At 44.2% G+C, this 17,768-nt stretch carries 15 protein-coding genes; 7 read left to right on the top strand and 8 right to left on the bottom strand.

Annotated features, from left to right (window positions below):
• Positions 1-56: 56 nt before the first annotated feature.
• Entirely contained in the window at positions 57-2,372 is a 2,316-nt protein-coding gene (locus tag Q0620_RS05955) for a TonB-dependent receptor (RefSeq protein WP_298783750.1), read from the bottom strand.
• A 226-nt stretch (positions 2,373-2,598) separates the two neighbouring features.
• On the opposite strand from Q0620_RS05955, the gene Q0620_RS05950 reads away from it, so the two are divergent.
• The 3 genes from Q0620_RS05950 (at position 2,599) to Q0620_RS05940 (ending at position 4,821) form a co-directional block, all read left to right on the top strand.
• Positions 2,599-3,432: a YihY family inner membrane protein gene (locus Q0620_RS05950; protein ID WP_297941544.1), complete on the top strand. Its 834-nt coding sequence runs from the start codon at positions 2,599-2,601 to the stop codon at positions 3,430-3,432.
• 248 nt (positions 3,433-3,680) lie between these two features.
• Entirely contained in the window at positions 3,681-3,980 is a 300-nt protein-coding gene (locus Q0620_RS05945) for a hypothetical protein (protein WP_298783749.1), read from the top strand.
• A gap of 355 nt (positions 3,981-4,335) precedes the next feature.
• Complete coding sequence (locus tag Q0620_RS05940; RefSeq protein ID WP_298783748.1) at positions 4,336-4,821, top strand: hypothetical protein; 486 nt, start codon at positions 4,336-4,338, stop codon at positions 4,819-4,821.
• Between the two features lie 71 nt (positions 4,822-4,892).
• Here the strand turns inward: Q0620_RS05940 and Q0620_RS05935 are convergent, their stop codons facing one another.
• The 6 genes from Q0620_RS05935 to Q0620_RS05910 form a co-directional block, all read right to left on the bottom strand.
• A complete protein-coding gene (locus Q0620_RS05935) occupies positions 4,893-5,129 on the bottom strand; it encodes a hypothetical protein (RefSeq protein ID WP_298783747.1) in 237 nt (78 codons plus the stop codon).
• Between the two features lie 235 nt (positions 5,130-5,364).
• Positions 5,365-6,120: a septal ring lytic transglycosylase RlpA family protein gene (locus Q0620_RS05930; protein ID WP_298783745.1), complete on the bottom strand. Its 756-nt coding sequence runs from the start codon at positions 6,118-6,120 to the stop codon at positions 5,365-5,367.
• A 13-nt stretch (positions 6,121-6,133) separates the two neighbouring features.
• Entirely contained in the window at positions 6,134-7,132 is a 999-nt protein-coding gene (locus Q0620_RS05925) for a lytic transglycosylase domain-containing protein (protein ID WP_298783743.1), read from the bottom strand.
• A complete protein-coding gene (locus Q0620_RS05920) occupies positions 7,129-7,926 on the bottom strand; it encodes a TatD family hydrolase (protein WP_005871678.1) in 798 nt (265 codons plus the stop codon). Before Q0620_RS05920 ends, Q0620_RS05925 begins: the two co-directional genes overlap by 4 nt.
• A gap of 125 nt (positions 7,927-8,051) precedes the next feature.
• Positions 8,052-9,575: an AAA family ATPase gene (locus Q0620_RS05915; protein ID WP_298783741.1), complete on the bottom strand. Its 1,524-nt coding sequence runs from the start codon at positions 9,573-9,575 to the stop codon at positions 8,052-8,054.
• Positions 9,569-10,444, bottom strand: a complete 876-nt coding sequence (locus tag Q0620_RS05910; protein ID WP_297949273.1) for an NAD(+) kinase — start codon at positions 10,442-10,444, stop codon at positions 9,569-9,571. Before Q0620_RS05910 ends, Q0620_RS05915 begins: the two co-directional genes overlap by 7 nt.
• A gap of 83 nt (positions 10,445-10,527) precedes the next feature.
• Here Q0620_RS05910 and aspS point away from each other — a divergent pair, with 83 nt between their 5' ends.
• The 4 genes from aspS (at position 10,528) to ppa (ending at position 13,962) form a co-directional block, all read left to right on the top strand.
• Positions 10,528-12,282 carry an aspartate--tRNA ligase gene (gene aspS / locus Q0620_RS05905; RefSeq protein ID WP_298783739.1) on the top strand — a complete coding sequence of 585 codons (1,755 nt, stop codon included), beginning with the start codon at positions 10,528-10,530 and terminating at the stop codon, positions 12,280-12,282.
• Positions 12,279-12,860 (top strand): adenylate kinase, encoded by a 582-nt coding sequence (locus Q0620_RS05900; protein ID WP_005871684.1) that lies wholly within the window; start codon positions 12,279-12,281, stop codon positions 12,858-12,860. Before aspS ends, Q0620_RS05900 begins: the two co-directional genes overlap by 4 nt.
• A gap of 217 nt (positions 12,861-13,077) precedes the next feature.
• Positions 13,078-13,434, top strand: a complete 357-nt coding sequence (locus Q0620_RS05895) for a NirD/YgiW/YdeI family stress tolerance protein (protein ID WP_298783736.1) — start codon at positions 13,078-13,080, stop codon at positions 13,432-13,434.
• A 9-nt stretch (positions 13,435-13,443) separates the two neighbouring features.
• A complete protein-coding gene (gene ppa, locus Q0620_RS05890; protein ID WP_298783735.1) occupies positions 13,444-13,962 on the top strand; it encodes an inorganic diphosphatase in 519 nt (172 codons plus the stop codon).
• Positions 13,963-14,712: 750 nt separating this feature from the next.
• On the opposite strand, the gene Q0620_RS05885 is transcribed toward ppa, so the two are convergent.
• A partial coding sequence (locus Q0620_RS05885) for a TonB-dependent receptor (RefSeq protein ID WP_298783733.1) occupies positions 14,713-17,768 on the bottom strand: 3,056 nt, incomplete at its 5' end.

Genomic DNA, 17,768 nt, shown 5'->3' with positions numbered 1-17,768 from the left:
AAGCGGCGCTATAACCATTCGCGCCGCCGAAGTAGAAATTTTAAACCCGCCAAATTTTAAAATTTCACCTCCGCAGAGAGCATGAAGCTTCTGCTTTCGCCTAGCGTTACGCCGTTTGCCGAGCCTAGCACGCTAGTTACGTTAAGTCCGCCCGCACCGTCGGCACTCGCAGGATACATTCCCGCCCAATATTTTTTGTTAAATACGTTATTTACGTTGAAGCGCAGCGTGGTCTTATCGCCCAAAAGATGCTCGCTCGTGTATCTCATTCCAAGATCGGTAACGAAAAAGCTAGGAGTGCTCTGGGTATTTAGATCATCCAGATACATCTTGCCGGTGTAGTGGAAATTTGTGCTGATCGCAAGTTTATTGGTTCCCGGGATCTCGTAATCAAACATCAAATTTGCGTTAAGCTTAGGGATACCGTTTGCGACCTTGCGATTAGCGCCCTCAATGCTTACGTTATGCATCTTAGGATCGATGTAGGTAAAGCCTCCGAGCACGCTTAAATTTTCAGTTATTCGTCCGCCGCTCATAAACTCAAATCCACGGTTGCGCTGCTCGCCGTTTATGCCATAGAGTCCGGTAGAGCTATTTAGATACGCGATAGGTCTGCGGATATCAAAATACGCTACGCTAAAATCGATCATATCGGCTACGCGGATCTTGGCGCCGATCTCGTGCTGCTTGGAGCGATACGGCGACGTGGAGACCACTTCTCCGCGATGCGGACCGCTCTTATAAACATAGGTAGAGCCCTGCTGCAAGCTATCTGCATAGGTGTAGTAGATGCTAGCGTCCTCTACCGGATGAAAGATCAAACTGCCCGCCCAGCTATATCCCGAATCGCTATAGGCTTTGACAAGTCTTTGCTGGGTAGTATTGTAGGATTCCTGCCTCATCCACGCCTTAGACGCACTTAACATCATGTCAAATTTATCGTTTATCGTGATATCGTCTAGTACCGAGACGTTATACATATCTATGACTGCGAAATGATATAACCCGCTTCCGCGCTTAGCGTTAGTGTAATCTAAAATTTTAGGATCGTTTATGTTACCGATAGTAGGCGAAGTATAGTTGGTACTCGCGTTTTTATATCTATCCTGCGTCCAGTGGTATCCGTTGGTCTGCACGCTAAAATCATGCTCGATATCGCCCGTGTTAAACTGCGTATTTGCCTTGAGATAGCCGCTTGGCAGATCGAATCTATATGCCGCCGTAGCACCGCCGCTATGTTGGGTATAATAATCGCCCGGCTGCGTCCATTTCGCATTTGGGTTACTTAAACATATAGCAGGCTTTCTATTATTCGGCAAAGCAGCGTAATTAGCGCAATCAAACCCTTCGGGAAGCAAATAGTTTACGACGCTGTGAATGTCGCGATCGGTGCGCTGAAACTGAAAGCCGCCCTCTAAATACCATTTATCGGTAGGCGTAAATTTAAATTTCGCGCTTGCGGTCGTGGTTTTTAGATGCATACCTCCGAAGCTCTGCCCAAGACCGCGCTCTGAGGAATCTACTGCTCTTGGAAGCGTAATTCCGTCCGTAATCTTGCCGTCTTTTACGCCGAGGGCAAACTGCCCCGCAAAGCCCTTGGTATTGTGCTCATAATAGCTAGCCGCGGTTTCAAAAGTAAGATCGCCCGTCGGATAAAATTCCATCGTGACGCTGGCTAAGCGGCGCTGTAAATTTGAACCCTTGGGCTGTCTGTCGCCGTTGGATCCATAAAACACCGCGCGGTAGCCGAATTTTTCAAATTTATCGGATAGATCAAGTCCCAGCCCCAGGTTGCTTCGAGACATATAATCGCTCCAAATTATGTATTGATCTTTTACCGGGCGCTTGCGCGTGTAGCTGAAAATCCCGACCGGATTTTGCGCGCTGTAGAGCGAGCCTGCGACGCCGTTTTGCACCTGAAAGCTCTCAAACATCGCCATCGGAATCGCCGTCGTCGAAATCGTATAAAAGCCGTCCCAGAAGCTGTTGCCTACGACGCTACCTTCAAAGCCGCGCGTCTGCGGGCGTCCGACCGTAGCGCCGCCGCGCATCTGAATCTGCGCGGACGGGAAGTATTTGACCGCCTCCTCGTAGCCGGTGACGCCTTGGTGGTTCATGATCTCCTTACTGATCGTGTTGATCTGATACGGAAGATCCAAAGCGCGCTTGCCCGCAAGGATACCATGCTGCACATTTTTGCTCAAAAAGCCCTCGTCGATGCCGCTCTCGCTGATATTATCGCCGACGGAATTTACCTCGATTACGCCCATATTCTGCGACTTTTCAGGCGCAGAATTACCGCCACTTTGCGCTGCAGCCAAACTGCTGCATAGTAGGCACATACATGCCGCTAATGAAATTTTAAATTTCATCGTTTTCCTTCGTTCCATTATTTTCCCTTCGTTATGGATATATTTAATATTATTTTTCGGCATATTAGAAAAATTTTCCTAAATTTAGACTAAATTCGAGATATAAATTTATATATTTTCAGTCGTATTTTTTAGCTTTAAATTTCATAGACGATATACCGCGATACAAAAGAAAAATTGCGCAAATTTATATGAAATTCTAAATTTTTAATGTAAAATCGCCCGTATGAAAAAACTAATACCCGCGCTTAAGCAAGCGCAAAACCGACTCAAAAATTTCTTCCGCCTCTACGATACCGAGCTCATGCACCATGCATCAAGCCTTAGCTTTCACACGATTCTGGCGCTACTGCCGGTGCTGATGGTCTCGCTTAGCGTCTTTATGCAGCTACCAAGCTTCAAAGGCTACTACGATAAGATTATGGGCTTTATCTTTTCAAACTTTCTGCCCGCAAATCAAGCGAGCATGGCGCACTACATCGAGGAATTTATGGCAAACGGGCTAAGCCTTGGCGTAACGGGCTTTTGCGCGGTGCTAGTTACGTCGGTGCTGTTTTTCGGGGACTTTGAAGCGATTATCGCGCGAATTTCGCATTCACCCGAGCGAAGCTTTTTTAAGAGCCTAAGCACCTACTGGACTCTGATGACGCTCGCTCCCGTGGGGCTTGGAGCGTCGTTTTACATCAGCGGCGAGCTTCAGGAGCTACTAAATAAAACCGAGCTTACGAGCTGGATAAATTTGCTTAAAATTCTACCCTACTTAATCGTTTGGGGGATCTTTGCGATCACTTATGCTACGGCGATCAACCGCGAGATCCGCGCAAAAGCAGTGCTTGCCTCTTCGCTCGTAGCATCGATTTTATGGTGGCTTTCAAGACTGGTTTTCGCGCAATACGTCTTTTATAACAAAACCTATCTTAGCATCTACGGCTCGTTTTCGGTCGCGCTATTTTTCTTTCTGTGGATCTACATAAGCTGGATTTTCTACCTATACGGCGTGAAATTCTGCGTATTTTTGGACGCTAAATTTAAAAGAGGTGGCGAGCGACAAAGCGCTTGAATTTCTGTGCAAGGCTGCGTTTTTCTATGCTTTTTGGATTAAAGCGCATTTTCTGCATGGGCTAGAAATTTAAATCGAAATTTTAAAATTCTATCGAAAACGAGCGGGAAGTTTGTCTTTGAATAATCGGCATATGCATAGAAATATAATTTTAAAAATTTATGAGGTACGGCAATGCTAAAATTTTAATCCCTCGCAAAGCGCCGTTAAGATAAAATTATGCGCGATTTTAAAACAGGGGAAATATTATGAAAGACTACGAGAAAGAGCCGATAATCATAGAAAACGACTACTTTTTCAAGCTTACTATATCAAATAAAATAACGGGCGTGCTTATATTCTTGTTTTTTGTCTTGCTAAATTTAACGCCGGAGCTGGATCCGCATAAAGAAATGATGAGAAGGGCGTCATTAACGCTAGGGATTTTCGGAATTTTATTTAGTATTTTTTGGGAGATAAAAATAGCTTATCAAGAATTTTACAATAAGTTTTTTACAAAATTTTATGATGATAAAATTTCATTCGACCATATAGACGATGAAATTTAAAACCGAAATTTTGCAAAAAGACGATCTCGTATCGGTAACTTGGGCGTTGATACCATACAATGAACAAGACGTAAATATATGGATCAAAGATATAAAAAATAGGAGAAAGAGAATGGTTAGGTATTTGGTAAGTCCAATATTCTTTTTAATCACCATGCTACATCATTTCATTTTCTTGGCGCTCAATGGATTTAAATTTAAAAAGTATATATTGTATAGGTTTAAATCGGGCATTATTGCGGTACCGAATAATAAATTGTTGAGCGACAAAGACGTTAAATTTGAGCTCTCATCTTTGTTCGGTCTGTATACGAGTGATTAAATTTAAATTATAGAATTTTTCAAGGAGGGCTAGATGGCGTTTGTAGCGGAATATATTTCTAAAGAGGACTTGAAGAAATATGATATTTTAAGCAATATGAACGAGCTATTGATGAAACACAATTACACATACCCAATCCAGGATAATGATACCGATTGGATGAATTGGGTTATTGATAGGCAAAGAGACACTTGGCTTATTCATGTATGTTTGGCATCTATGCCGGATCCGCGAGATGGTTATACGGGCGAGGATATTTGGTTGCTCCATTATAAAGATAAAAATATCGAGCTTGATATAAGGCGAATTTATGATAAGACTACAAGTAAATATTTCACGGAAAATCCATTTAAAATCAAATATAAATTCCAAAGCGTAAATTCTGATATTGGAGATATTTCAATGGATGAAATTTATGAAATTTTAAATGAAGCATTATTGGAATACGGAGATGATGGTATCGATGGCAGAAAATTTTTACCAAAAGATCATGAAGCCGTAACTTTTCTGCACGATTAAAATTCAAAGAATCGATGAGCTGCGTTTAAATACATCTGATATTTCAGTATCAAATTTAATTTTTCTATGCGCTATAAAACGCCCCACTCTTTTTTATATTCGTTTATTATCTCATCGGATGTTTTTTCTCCCTTATCGACCTTGATAAGATCGATTATATCTTGCTCGTTTGCAAACATACCCTCTATCGCGTGGTTACAGATGATAGATCTGTTTTGCTCGTATTGTTCTGCGCTCAGCTCGTCTTTATATTTTTCAAGTATAGCCAAACTCTTTTCTAAACTAGAAACTTCCGGATATTTTTGCATGCTTTATCCCCTAGCGATATAAAATTTTATCAGCTGCGGCGTCCTATTAAAAAACAAAGCTCAAGCGGGCAGGCGCACTTTTTGCTACGAATAGCTTGCAAGTAGCCCGCACTTCGCCACAGCTAAAGCAGATAACTATTAGATGACGAGAAATTTTACTGCAAGTAGCTCACAAATAAATTTAACAAAGCCCTTATCAAGCAAAAAACGAAGGAAAAGCCGTCAAATAAAACTGCTACTCCCTTACGATGAAAGCCCCCGTAAACTTGCCATTATGCGCGAAATCTCTAGCCTCATCCTCGCTCTTAAATCCGCTTAAAAAGACGCGATAAATCGGCGCGCCGTCTATGCTAAATTCTTTGATGATCGCAGGATATCCCGCCGTGCCGTGGTAATCGCGCTGATAAATTTGTGCGCCGCTTCTGTTTCTAAACGCACCGATTTGTACCATAAAATTTCCGCCGACGATGGTCGCTTTCGGCGAGCCTTTAGCAATAGTGCGCCCATAAAAACCCACTACTTCAAGTTTTACCGGCGCCGTGCCTTTGGCAAATACGCCCACTAGATTGGCAGCTGTTTTGCTAAGATCAATGATGCGACCATCCACGAATGGACCGCGATCGTTGATGCGCACGGTTGCGGTAGCGCCGGTGTCGCGATTCGTGACCTTTACCATAGTATTCATTGGATAGGTTTTGTGCGCGGCGGTCATGCCGTTCATATCGTAAATTTCGCCGTTTGAGGTGTATTTGCCATGAAAATTCGGCCCATACCAGCTGGCGATGCCGATTTGAGTGTCACCGACGCTTACTTGCTCTGGATAGTAGGTTTTGCCGTTGATTTTATAAGGGCGCATGGTGGCGGGAGAGTTTTTGCCGATCTTGCCCGCACCGCCCGCAGACGATCTAGACGACGGTGCGGAGCGAAACGAACAACCGGCAAGAATCAGCGCAAAAAGCGCACTAAAAAGAGCGATTTTCTGGTACGACACCTGCGATCCGATCTTACTTGTTGAATTTTATATTATTTAGCGCTATTTCGTTTTTGTCTTTGAGGCTAAGCTCGTTCGCCAAACCTGCTAACACGCGTCCTGGCTTGCGCTGTTTCAGACGTGGTTCATACGCTTGAAACGCGCCTTGATTTACGACAAATTCTGCATATTTGCTTTGTGGGATATAAAAGAAGTACTTGCCGTTAAGCGGCGAAATTCCGTTTTTAATATGCGCGTTGTAATCCTGCATTTGCGACGGCGAAATTCCGATCTGTTTTGCAACCGCGCTTAGCTTTGTGCCCGGAGCTACTGCGATACGCTTTAGCCCCCACGGCTCGCTTTCAAAAAGCAGAATTTTACGCATATTTTCATTTTGAGCGATGTAAGCGTATTTGATAATGCGCTTGATAAAATTCTTAGTTTCATTAGGAAGTGCGGGGCTTTTTAGCAAGCGATCCAGATCATCGCTGCCAGTAGCTGCAATCGCATTTTTAAGCTTTTGATCGCCACAATTATACGCCATTAGCGCTAAATACCACTTGCCAAAATTTTGCTTCAGATGCAAAATATACGAAAACGCAGCATCCGTAGAGGCTACGGGATCGCGACGCTCATCCACGGCGCTATCTACTCTAAGACCGAAATTTTTCGCGGTCGCCGGCATCAGCTGCCACATACCACCTGCGCTAGCGCCGGAAGTTACGGTGTTTTTAAGATGAGATTCTACCATTGCCAAATACAATAAGAATTCCGGAGCTTCAATGTTATCGACCTCGGATTTGACTAAGTAGGCATTGTGCGACTGCGAAGTCACGATATGCTTAAACTGCTTGCGATCGCTTGCATTGATCGCACGGAATATGCCCGCAACTACGTTTTTGCTCGATTCGTTATTTTCGATGCCGAATTGATTTAAAATATAGTCGTGATTTGCGCGCATCAGACCGGGCTGGCTCGCAAACGCTTCGCCCACTAAAAGTAGGGCTAGCAGTATAAATTTTATGGCTTTCATATCTCTCCTTTGATTTTATCGCCAAAAAGCCTACAGGCGTTTTGAGTCGTTATTGCTTCAACCTCTTCTACGCTTAGGCTTAAAATTTCCGCGACTTTTTCTACCACGAGTCTCGTAAATGCAGGCTCGTTGCGCTCGCCGCGATGCGGATGCGGAGTTAGATACGGTGCATCCGTCTCGATTAAAAGGCGCTCTTGCGGAATTTGCGGTAAGATCTCAGCTAAGTTTTTTGCATTTTTGAATGTCAAAACTCCGCCGATACCGAAGTAAAATCCGTATTCGCTAAGACCTAGCAAAAGCTTGCTGGCATTGAAGCAGTGTAAAACACCGCCGCATAAATCGCCGGCACGATCTTTTAGAATTCCAAAGCTATCTTCGTTTGCTTCTCGGATATGGACTATAAGTGGTTTTTGAAGTTGTGCTGCTAGATCGATTTGTGAGATGAAGGCGTCTTTTTGGCGGGAGATTTCTAAGGCTTTGGTTTCCTTGCTCTCTTGCTGCTTAAGTCTGAAGTAATCAAGCCCGCATTCGCCAACGCCCACGCATTTGGGATCGTCAGCATACCGCTTCAGCACCTCCATATCGAAAGAATCTATCTCGTATGGATGCACCCCTACGGCAAAATACACATTATCCCGTGCATGCGAAATTTTACATGCCTTATCTAGGTCTGCTACATCGGCACCGGGAATGATGATGCTACGCACGCCTGCAATCGTGGCGCGCTCAATCACCGCGTCCAAATCGGCGTCGAAACTAGCATCGTCTAAATGGCAATGTGTATCTATAATCATAAAACTCACTTGATAAAATTTTTCGAAGCGGATTTTACGTCGTTTTGCAAAATCACACTTAAATTTAAATTAAACGCGGTATTGTAGCAAAAAATTTCAGATTTAAACTTAAGCTTAAAATTCCTTCAGCTTTGCCTTAGTTTTTTAGCGAATTCCAGGGCTTCTGCAGTAATAGTCTCGCCGCTTATCATACGAGCTAGCTCTGTTATTTTCTCATTTTCGCTTAATAATCTCACGCTAGATTTGCCGTTCGTTTTACTTACTAAAAAGTGTGACGCAGCCTTTGAGCTAAGCTGCGGCTGGTGCGAGATCGCAAAAATTTGATAAAATTTTGAAATTTTTACCAGCACGTTAGCGATACTCATCGCCTCTTTTCCGCTTAAATTTGAATCAATCTCGTCTAAGATCAAAATTCCCTCGCCGTTATTTGTAAGCTCCAAGCTTGCCGCGATGAAAGCAAGGCGTAGGCGGTTCGTTTCGCCTGAGCTTAAATTTTTAAATTCTGTCTTGCACAAGCTGACGCAAATTTCGTCTGTGCCGCGCTCACTAAGAACCGCGGGCTTAAAACTAAGCTCCACTCCGTCCATATAAAGCTGCCTTAGATAGGAATTTATCAGATCCTCGAGCCGTTTTTTAGCGCCTTTGCGAGCCTCGCTGATTTTTTCAGCAAGGATAGTGGTGCTTTCGCTAAGACGTTTAAATTCCACTTGCAACTTGGTTTTTTCAAAGCTTAACTGCTCGTAATGCTCAAGCTCTTTCTTGCGCGCTTCAAGCGTAGCTAAAGCCTCTTCTATGCTTCCGTAGCGCCTATTTAGCGCGCTAAGAGCTTCGATGCGATCTAAAATTTTCTCTATGTCGATATTTTCGAGCTCGTCTAAGCTCAAGCTTTCTCGCTTTAGCCGCAGCTCGTTCATCGCATCCTCAAAAAATGTGCTATCCAGCCCGCTAAGACTTAGCGCTTCGATGACGCTGCGCTCCAGCTCAAAAACGCCCTGCGCCCTAGCCCAAAGCTCCTCGATCTTATCTTTTTTACTAAGCTTTTTTTTGATCTGCAAAAGCTCCTCATATTCGCCGATCCTAGGCGATACGCGCTCGATTTTTTCAATCTCAAAGCGAGCAAATTCCTTTAACTCCTCGATCTTGCGCTCTTGATCCAAAATTTCATCCAGCTGCTTTTTTGTGCGGCTAAATTCCACAAAAGCGCTTTGGAGCTCCGATAGGCTTTGAGCGTGCGCCGCATCTTTTTTCGCGGCGATAAAATCAAGTAATTTTAGCAAGCTGCCGCTACTCATTTCGCCGGCGTTTTTCGCGCCTAAAAATTTCACGTATTCGCTGGCTATCGTGCTTAGATTTTTTTTCGAGACCGATTGGGAATTTATAAAGTATCGCAAGCTACGCTCTTTTAGAACGCGAAAAATATTTGGCGTATCGTTTATCAAGCCGAAATTTTCCATATCAAATTTATGCTCTACGTCCGCTTCTATGAGCTCAGCCTCGCATTCGTTAAGACCGAACACCGCTAAAATCGCGCCTATTAATACCGATTTACCCGCGCCGCTGATGCCTGTAAATACGCTAAGTCCCGGGCCAAAACTAAGCTCGCTCTCGCAAAAACCTAGATTATTTTTAATATAAATTCTTTCTAGCATCCGCCGTGCCCCCATCTGAGTTTGGCTTTTAAAACGTCGAAATAATCGTAGCTTCTGCGTTTTATTAAATTTACCTTGGCGTGTGAAATTTTAACGCTTACGCTGCTAAATTCCGCCATATCAAAAACGTCTTGTCCATCGATGACGACGCTAACTTCGGAGCTTCCGGCGTTTTTGAAGCTTGCAAGATACTCTTTTGGAAGGATCAAAGGCCGCTGCGTCAGGCTGTGCGAGCAGATCGGCGTGACGCAAAACACGTCGCACAGCGGATAGACGATAGATCCGTTCGCGCTCATATTATACGCGGTCGAGCCCACGGCGGAGCTTACGATCACGCCGTCGCCGTAGTAGGTGTTGAAATATTTTCTATTTAAAAATGCGTCGATCTTCGCCATTGAAGAGATGCGGCTGCGGGTGATTACGACGTCGTTAAATGCGGTCTTGCGGACGATTTTACCGCCGCCGTTTTCCAGTATCACTTCGAGTAAAAACGGGCGCTCGATCTCGTATTCGCCGCGCAAAAATTCCTTTAAAAATTTTGCGAATTCGCTCGGCTGTACGTCCGTTAAAAACCCGAGAGTGCCCGCGTTGATACCGAGGATAAAAGCGTTTTTGTCGCTTAGCAGCCTCGCAAGCCCGATGAGCGTGCCATCTCCGCCGAGGCTAATTAAAAAATTGGTCTTTTTTAAAATTTCTGCAAGCGTATGCGGCTTAAGGCCGAAAAATTCTGCTCCGTCCTCTTCAAGCAAAAGCTCAATACCTTGCGCTTTTAAAATTTCGCAAATTTGCTCCACGACGGGGCGAATCTCTTCTGATTTTTTGGCTATTAGCCCCGCGAATTTAAGGTTTTTATGAATTTTGTTTTCCATAGTTTTATTTTATAAAAAATTAGCTTTGTAAAAGCAAAATTTAACTATACTTGCGTTTTACAAATAATTTTAAAGGAGTAAATTTGCGAAGTCATTATTGCGCCGATTTGAGTAAAAACGATATCGGCAAAAGTGTAACCGTGTGCGGATGGGTAAATTCTTATCGCGACCACGGCGGCGTTATTTTTATAGATTTGCGCGACCGAAGCGGCCTGCTTCAGCTCGTGTGCGATCCAAAAGATAGCAAAAAAGCGTATGAAATTGCAAACGAAGTACGAAACGAATTTGTCCTAAAAGCCGTCGGCAAGATCCGAGCTCGCGGTGAGGGGCTGGAAAATCCAAATTTAAAAACCGGCGACATCGAAGTCGTGGTAGAAGACCTACAGATCGAAAATCCAAGCAAGCCGCTTCCTTTCGTAATCGGCGATAAAAGCGTCAATGAAGAAACGAAGCTGAAATACCGCTTTTTGGATCTGCGCGCCGACGGAAGCTTCGATAAATTTAAGATGCGCTCGAAGGCTGCGATCGCCGCGCGAAACGCGCTCGATAGGCTGGGCTTTGTAGAGGTCGAAACGCCGATCTTAACGCGCGCGACGCCTGAGGGCGCTAGGGATTATCTGGTGCCTAGCCGCGTCTATCCGGGCAGCTTCTACGCGCTTCCGCAAAGTCCGCAGCTTTTCAAACAGCTTTTGATGTGCTCGGGCTTTGATAAATACTTCCAGATCGCGCGCTGTTTCCGCGACGAAGACCTGCGCGCCGACCGCCAGCCGGAATTTACGCAGATCGATATCGAGATGAGCTTCAACACTCAATACGACGTAATGAGCGTAGCCGAGGAGGTTTTAAAGGACATTTTCAAATCCTGCGGCCGCGAGATCGTCACCCCTTTTAGACATATGGAGTATAAGGACGCGATGGAGCTTTACGGCAGCGACAAACCCGATCTGCGCTACGATATGCCTTTCATCGACGTAGCCGATATTTTTGAAAAATCGAGCAACGAAATTTTTTCAAATTTAGCTAAAGACCGCAAGGCTAACCGCGTAAAAGCGCTCAAAGTCGAGGGCGGCGATCTGAAATTTAGCAAGCGGCAGATGCAAGGCTTTGAGGAATACGTGAAAAAATTCGGCGCGCAGGGCCTAGCATTCATTCAAGTAAAAGAGGACGGTCTAAAGGGGCCGCTGGTAAAATTCTTTGAAAAAAGCGAGCTGGACGAGCTTATCAAGCGCTGCGAGCTAAAGGTCGGCGACGTCGTATTTTTCGGCGCGGGCAAAAAGAAAATCGTGCTTGATTATATGGGCAGATTTAGAATTTTCCTCGCAAACGAGCTTGGTCTCATAGATCCGAACAAGCTTGAGTTTTTGTGGGTCGTAAATTTCCCTATGTTTGAGCAAAACGACGACGGCAGCTACTCCGCGATGCACCATCCTTTCACTATGCCGAACAATCCCGACGAGCCTGATTTAGAGGATATTACCTCGATTGCCTACGACGTCGTGCTAAACGGCATCGAGCTTGGCGGCGGCAGCATCAGGATCCACAAGGCGGACATTCAAGAAAAGGTCTTTAGGCTGCTTAAGATCGAGCCTGCGGAGCAGAGGGAGAAATTCGGCTTCCTGCTTGATGCGCTAAGCTTCGGCGCGCCTCCGCACGGAGGTATCGCGATCGGCTTTGATAGGCTGATGATGCTGGTTACCGGCTCAAGCAGTATCCGCGAGGTTATCGCGTTTCCTAAAACGCAGCGCGCGCAGTGTCCGCTCACCAAAGCTCCTAGCGTCGTTACAGACGAGCAGCTTCGCGAGCTAGGTCTTAGGCTTCATAAGAAGGAGCAAAAATGAAAAGCCTTTTTCTAATCATCGGCGCTCCCGGTAGCGGCAAAACGACCGATGCGAGCATGATTGCTCAGATGAATCAAAGCATCGAGCACTACTCCACGGGCGATCTGCTACGCGCCGAGGTAGCAAGCGGCAGCGCTCTGGGCAAACAGATAGATGGCTTCATCTCTAAAGGCAATCTCGTGCCGCTTGATATCGTCGTAAATGCTATCGTTAGCGCAATTAAGAGCTCGCCTAAAGACTTCATCATCATCGACGGCTATCCAAGAAGCGTCGAGCAGATGAATAAACTAGACGAGGTGCTGCGAGGCGACGATGATGTAAATCTTAGCGCGGTAATCGAGGTATGCGTTAGCGAGGAGGTCGCCAAGGAGCGTGTTTTAGGACGCGCTCGCGGAGCAGACGATAACGAGGAGGTCTTTAAAAACCGCATGGCGGTATTTTCAGAGCCGATCGAGGATATCCGTAAATTTTACGGCGACGCAGGCGTATTTTACAGCGTAAACGGCGAGCGCACGGTCGAGGAGATCGTAGCGGACATAAACGCTATAATCGCCGCGCAGATCGAAAAATTAGGCTAGCGCGCTTGGATGGCGGCTTAAATTTAAGATGCGCTTTTTAGTACGAGTGCGCCTTTAAATTTATAGCTTGCCGTCGCGCTAGATAGCCAAATTTCAAGCGTAAATTTAAATAACTCGCTGTGTAAATTTAAATGCGAGCATCAAATGCAAGCAGCTCTTAAATTGATGAAATTTCAGATCTGTTTGCGGATACAGAGATTAAAATTTAAGGATAGATATGGTTAGAAAATTTTTACTTAGCATGGCTTTATGTGCGGCTGCATTCGGCGCGGGCGGGTTTGTGCCAAGCGGCTCCGCGGCGCAAACTCAGCCGTTAAGCGTCAAAGAAGCGCTTAAATTAAGAGATGATTCTTCTGTCGTAATCGACGGCAAGATAAAATCTCAACTCAAATACGAGCATTATAGATTTGTGGATCAAAACGGCGATAGCATCGAGGTTGAGATCGACGATGACGTTTGGCGCGGCGTGAGCGTGGATGAAAATACGCTCGTGCGAATTAGCGGCGAGATCGACAAAGATTTTACTAAAACGACGATAGACGTGAAAAATATCAAAATTTTAAATTCTAAATAAAGGAAAACTATGGATCTTTCAAAGATAAAAGTGGGCTCAAACCCCGATAAAATCAACGCGGTAATCGAGATCCCTTACGGCTCGAATATCAAATACGAGATCGACAAAGCAAGCGGCGCGCTCTGCGTAGATCGCGTACTATACGGCGCGATGTTTTACCCCGCAAACTACGGCTTCGTGCCCAATACCTTGGCTGACGACGGCGATCCTGCGGATGTTTTGGTGCTGAACGAATACCCGCTTGTCGCCGGTAGCGTGATCCCGTGCCGTCTAATCGGCGTTTTGATGATGGAGGACGAAAGCGGCATGGACGAGAAGCTGCTTGCCGTGCCGGTTAGCAAGATCGATCCGCGATATGACGGCATCAAAGGGGTCGCCGATCTGCCTAAAGCTACGCTGGATAAGATCAAAAATTTCTTCGAAACCTACAAGCTTTTAGAGCCAAATAAATGGGTCAAAGTGAAGGATTTTGCAAGCGCCGCGGAGGCCGAGAAAATCCTAGACAAAGCGATTAAGGCTTATAAATAATACATTTTTGCGTACTCGGCGCGAAAATTTAATCAAAATTTGACCGACCCGTTCGGTCAAATTTATCGTTAAATTTTAATTCTACAAATTTTCAAAATCTTATAATATTTTAAATTCCGTGCAATTTTAACTGGAGCCCGCGCTTGGTTTTTATCACTCGTTTTTCGGCGGCTAAGTAGTCTGGATTATTTAAATAAAATTTTTTAAAACTACATTGCGCGAAATAGTGCTACGGGGATCGGAGCCTTATACGTTAGCAACGGAGAAATTCCGCGAGCTAAAGGCTTCATATAGACCGCAGTTAAAATTAAAAATTCGCTATCTTGATTTTGAAAGAGATCGTGGGCGTCATTGCAAAATTACGAAGCTGATGTCATCACAGACAGGAGCCTTTGGTCTGCCACGCTACGTAAAATTTTAAAATTTAAAAACATCACAAAATTATAGGATATCGCATAGTTAGCAAGCCGCAGCTAGTGATAAAATTTCTATACCGAAAGTGCAGCGGCATTTGTGCGGTTACGCGTTTTATAAAATTCTATAAATTTTTCGCTAGATCGCCGCAGGATAAAATTTAACTCACTCTTTTTATATAAACTTTTGCCGATCTAGAAAGCAGTCGAGAGATTTGATAAGCGGCGCTCTTGTTTATATACCCAAAAAGTAGTTGCGGTTTTACCGAGCCGTTTAAAAATTTTAAAGATCAAAATTTGGACTAGATATTAAATTTAGTCCAAATTCTATTGAAATTTACAAGGTAAGTTCGAAGGTTAGCTTAAAATTTCGCCCCGGAGCGTAGAAGCGGTTGATGCCCAGACTATCTGATTTGCGGACCATATTCGTGGTGCCGAAAGACCTTACCGATCTAGCCGATTCCCAGGTTAGATATTTTTCGTCGGTTATGTTGTAGCAGCCGAATCTGAAGGTTAAATTTTTAGTAGGCTTGGTGTATGCCACCAGGTCTAGCACTTTGTAGCTGGAGCTTAACCAGTGCGCTCTGTAATCGGTCACCTGGTGCCCGTTTATAGGATCTCCGCTTTGCCTCTCGTTTTTCCAAAACATATTGTAGGTATCTTCGGGCTTTTTAGCCGATACGGTAGTAAGATATATATCAACTCCGAATTTGTCATTTTTCTCGGCATAGCCCACGTTATATACCGAAGTTTTTGGCTGTATCGCATTCATCGGCACTAAACCGTCATCATCGGTTAAAATTTTTCCCTTTTGTTTCGTAAATTTATATCCTACATAAAATCCGCCCAGACTATCGGAGATATCGCTTAGGTTAAATTTAGAGCTTATCTCTATGCCGTTTACCTTGGCTCTTTGTCTATTTACGTTTTGATACATATCGAAATCAAGCGCGCTATTTGCGTTCGTATTTACCCTTTTGGTGCCTTGATATTCCAGATCTAAGAAGTCTTGATAGTCCGTTTTGAATCTACTAATCGTAATATAACTCTGACTTTCGCTATGAAAGGTAACGGCTACCTCTTTGGTTTTAGCTATTTCGGGTCTTAGATCCACATTCGGCTTTATCGTAAAGTCGGGATGCTTAAACGCAAGATATAGCTCATCTGTAGTAGGAGCCCTAAAGGCCTTTGAATACTTCGTTTGAATTCTTATGAACTCAAGAGGGTTAAAATTTAAACCCACAGCGTAGGAGTTGTTTTTATACTCCTTCGGCTTTGACATATACTCTATGTTTCGCTCGGCATTCGTCGCATTTAGCGCATCTACTTCGGCTTGCTTTGCTAGGTATGCGTTCCTGGCTGCCACATAATCCGACCAATTTGGATAGTCGCTCCACTTAGGCTCCGGAAGCGGATTTTTAGCAAGCGGTATAAATAATCCCTCAACCATGCCGTCAGGGATCTTCGGAGTCTTGCCAGGAACATAGCCGGGTTTATATCTTACTCTATCGTATCTATAGGCTAGATTGAAATCAAAAAGATCGTTTACTATAACATCATCCGCTATATGAAAGACCCCGTCTTTGCTTTCGACCGGTATTAGAAACGATGTTTCCGGATCGGTTCTAGGGCATCTTAGCGCATCCCATTTATCGGCGTCTTGGCAATCCGCACCGGGAGAGGTATTTGCCCACCACTGAGGATCCGCCGCATCATAGCCTGCTCTATTTACCATAGATTTATCGGTTTTTATATATTTTAATCCATATGTAAGGCTATTTTCCGTAGTAAAAAGATCAAAATCTTTACTAAAATCCAAGTCAAACTGCCTCGTATCGGTATTTAGATCCCTCTCTTTCCAATCTCTTTCTTTATAGCCTTTTGAATTAGGCAGAACAGTTTTATATTGGTCGTTTTGGCTAGACTTTTCCCATTTTTGCGTCCCAGTATTATAAGTGTTTTGGGTTACTTTTTTATATGTTTTTCCGTTATGCGTTTCTTTCGTAATATCAAACTTATATCTTCCGTCAGGGGTGGTGTATGAATTTTGGGATAAATCTATATCGAGTGTTTGATACGGCGTATTTGCGACATCGGATGTCTTTTTATAAAGCCTAGTCGTTCCGGAGCAATCAAAAATAGAGCAATCAAAGCCGTATTCGTTTATATTAGTATCGCCGAAGGAGCTTATATACTTATTACCTTGCGAGTCGGTAAGCGTCGGAAAAGAGGAACCTCCTCCTGGCAACGGTTCCATAGCAATAGTAAAGTCTTTGCCATATTTATCAACTACTTTTGCTCCTTTCGGCTGTAGTCCGATCGAATTACTTGTCTCTGCGCAATTATCGCCCCTGCAATACTCTTCCGTTCTTGCTCTTTGTTTAATTCTTTGATTCGAGAATGAGAATTTTACGCTATCCCAAAGCGGCGTTTCGGTAAAATTTTCGTAAGCGATACCTCTATTTTCTCTCTTGCTAAGATCGTCCGTGTATCTCTCTCCGAGCTTGCTTTCGAAAAAATCGGGATTAGTAATCGATCTTGGATAGAGCGTATATGAGTAGTCGTTGCCTTTCGATCTATTTTTAGAATCATCATTCATGAGGGTAATTCTATTTTCATCATTTGGCTGAAAGGATATTTTAACTAAGGTGCTCTCTTTTTTGATGGTATAAGGATCAGTTTGCTCCCTCTCCCTTCCTCTTACGCTATCGTCGTAGGTGCCGTATCCGTAGTTTCTAAGCTCGTGAGAATTTCTATCTGTTCTGATTACTAAAAAGTCAAACCAATTAACTTTCGCAGCTAGAGTATGAGATCTCATTTTCTCCTTATCTCTGCTAGAAATACCCGCTTTAAAGCCGTAAAACCAATTTTTATCGATTAAATAATCCCGTGCATCCTTGGTCTCGAACATAACGGAGCCTCCAAGTGCGCCAGAACCCGCTTTTATCGAGTCTGCGCCCTTGGTGATAGTAGCTTGTTTGACATTTTCCATCTCGACGCCGTTTCTAGTGTTATTAAAGTTTCCATATCCTTCAAAGATCTCTTTAAAACCTTGCGAGCTTAAAGTCTCTGCTTGATGAAGTCCGTCTATCGTGATGGCGACGCGGTTTTCGTCCACTCCGCGGATCGAGTAGCCGCTAGAACCCATCCTGCCCGCCTCTACGACGCTAACCCCCGTTTCATATTTTACGAGGTCTCTAGTGTCGGAGACTTGCTGCTTTTCTAGCGTTTTGGCGCTCTTTTTAGTTTCGCCGACTTTTTTGGCAAGCGGGTCGCTTTCTACGTTTCCCGTAACATTGATCTGCCCTAAATTTTGGGAGCCACCTTCGCTATCATCCTGTCTCAAGCAGCCGATGCCGCTCTGATTGGTGATAAATCTGCGGGCATCGATTT

It is taken from the genome of uncultured Campylobacter sp., assembly GCF_938017615.1.
In the GTDB taxonomy this organism is placed as follows: Bacteria; Campylobacterota; Campylobacteria; order Campylobacterales; family Campylobacteraceae; genus Campylobacter_B.
Note: the sequence above shows the minus strand (reverse complement) of the source record. Positions and strands in the feature narration are given on the sequence as shown.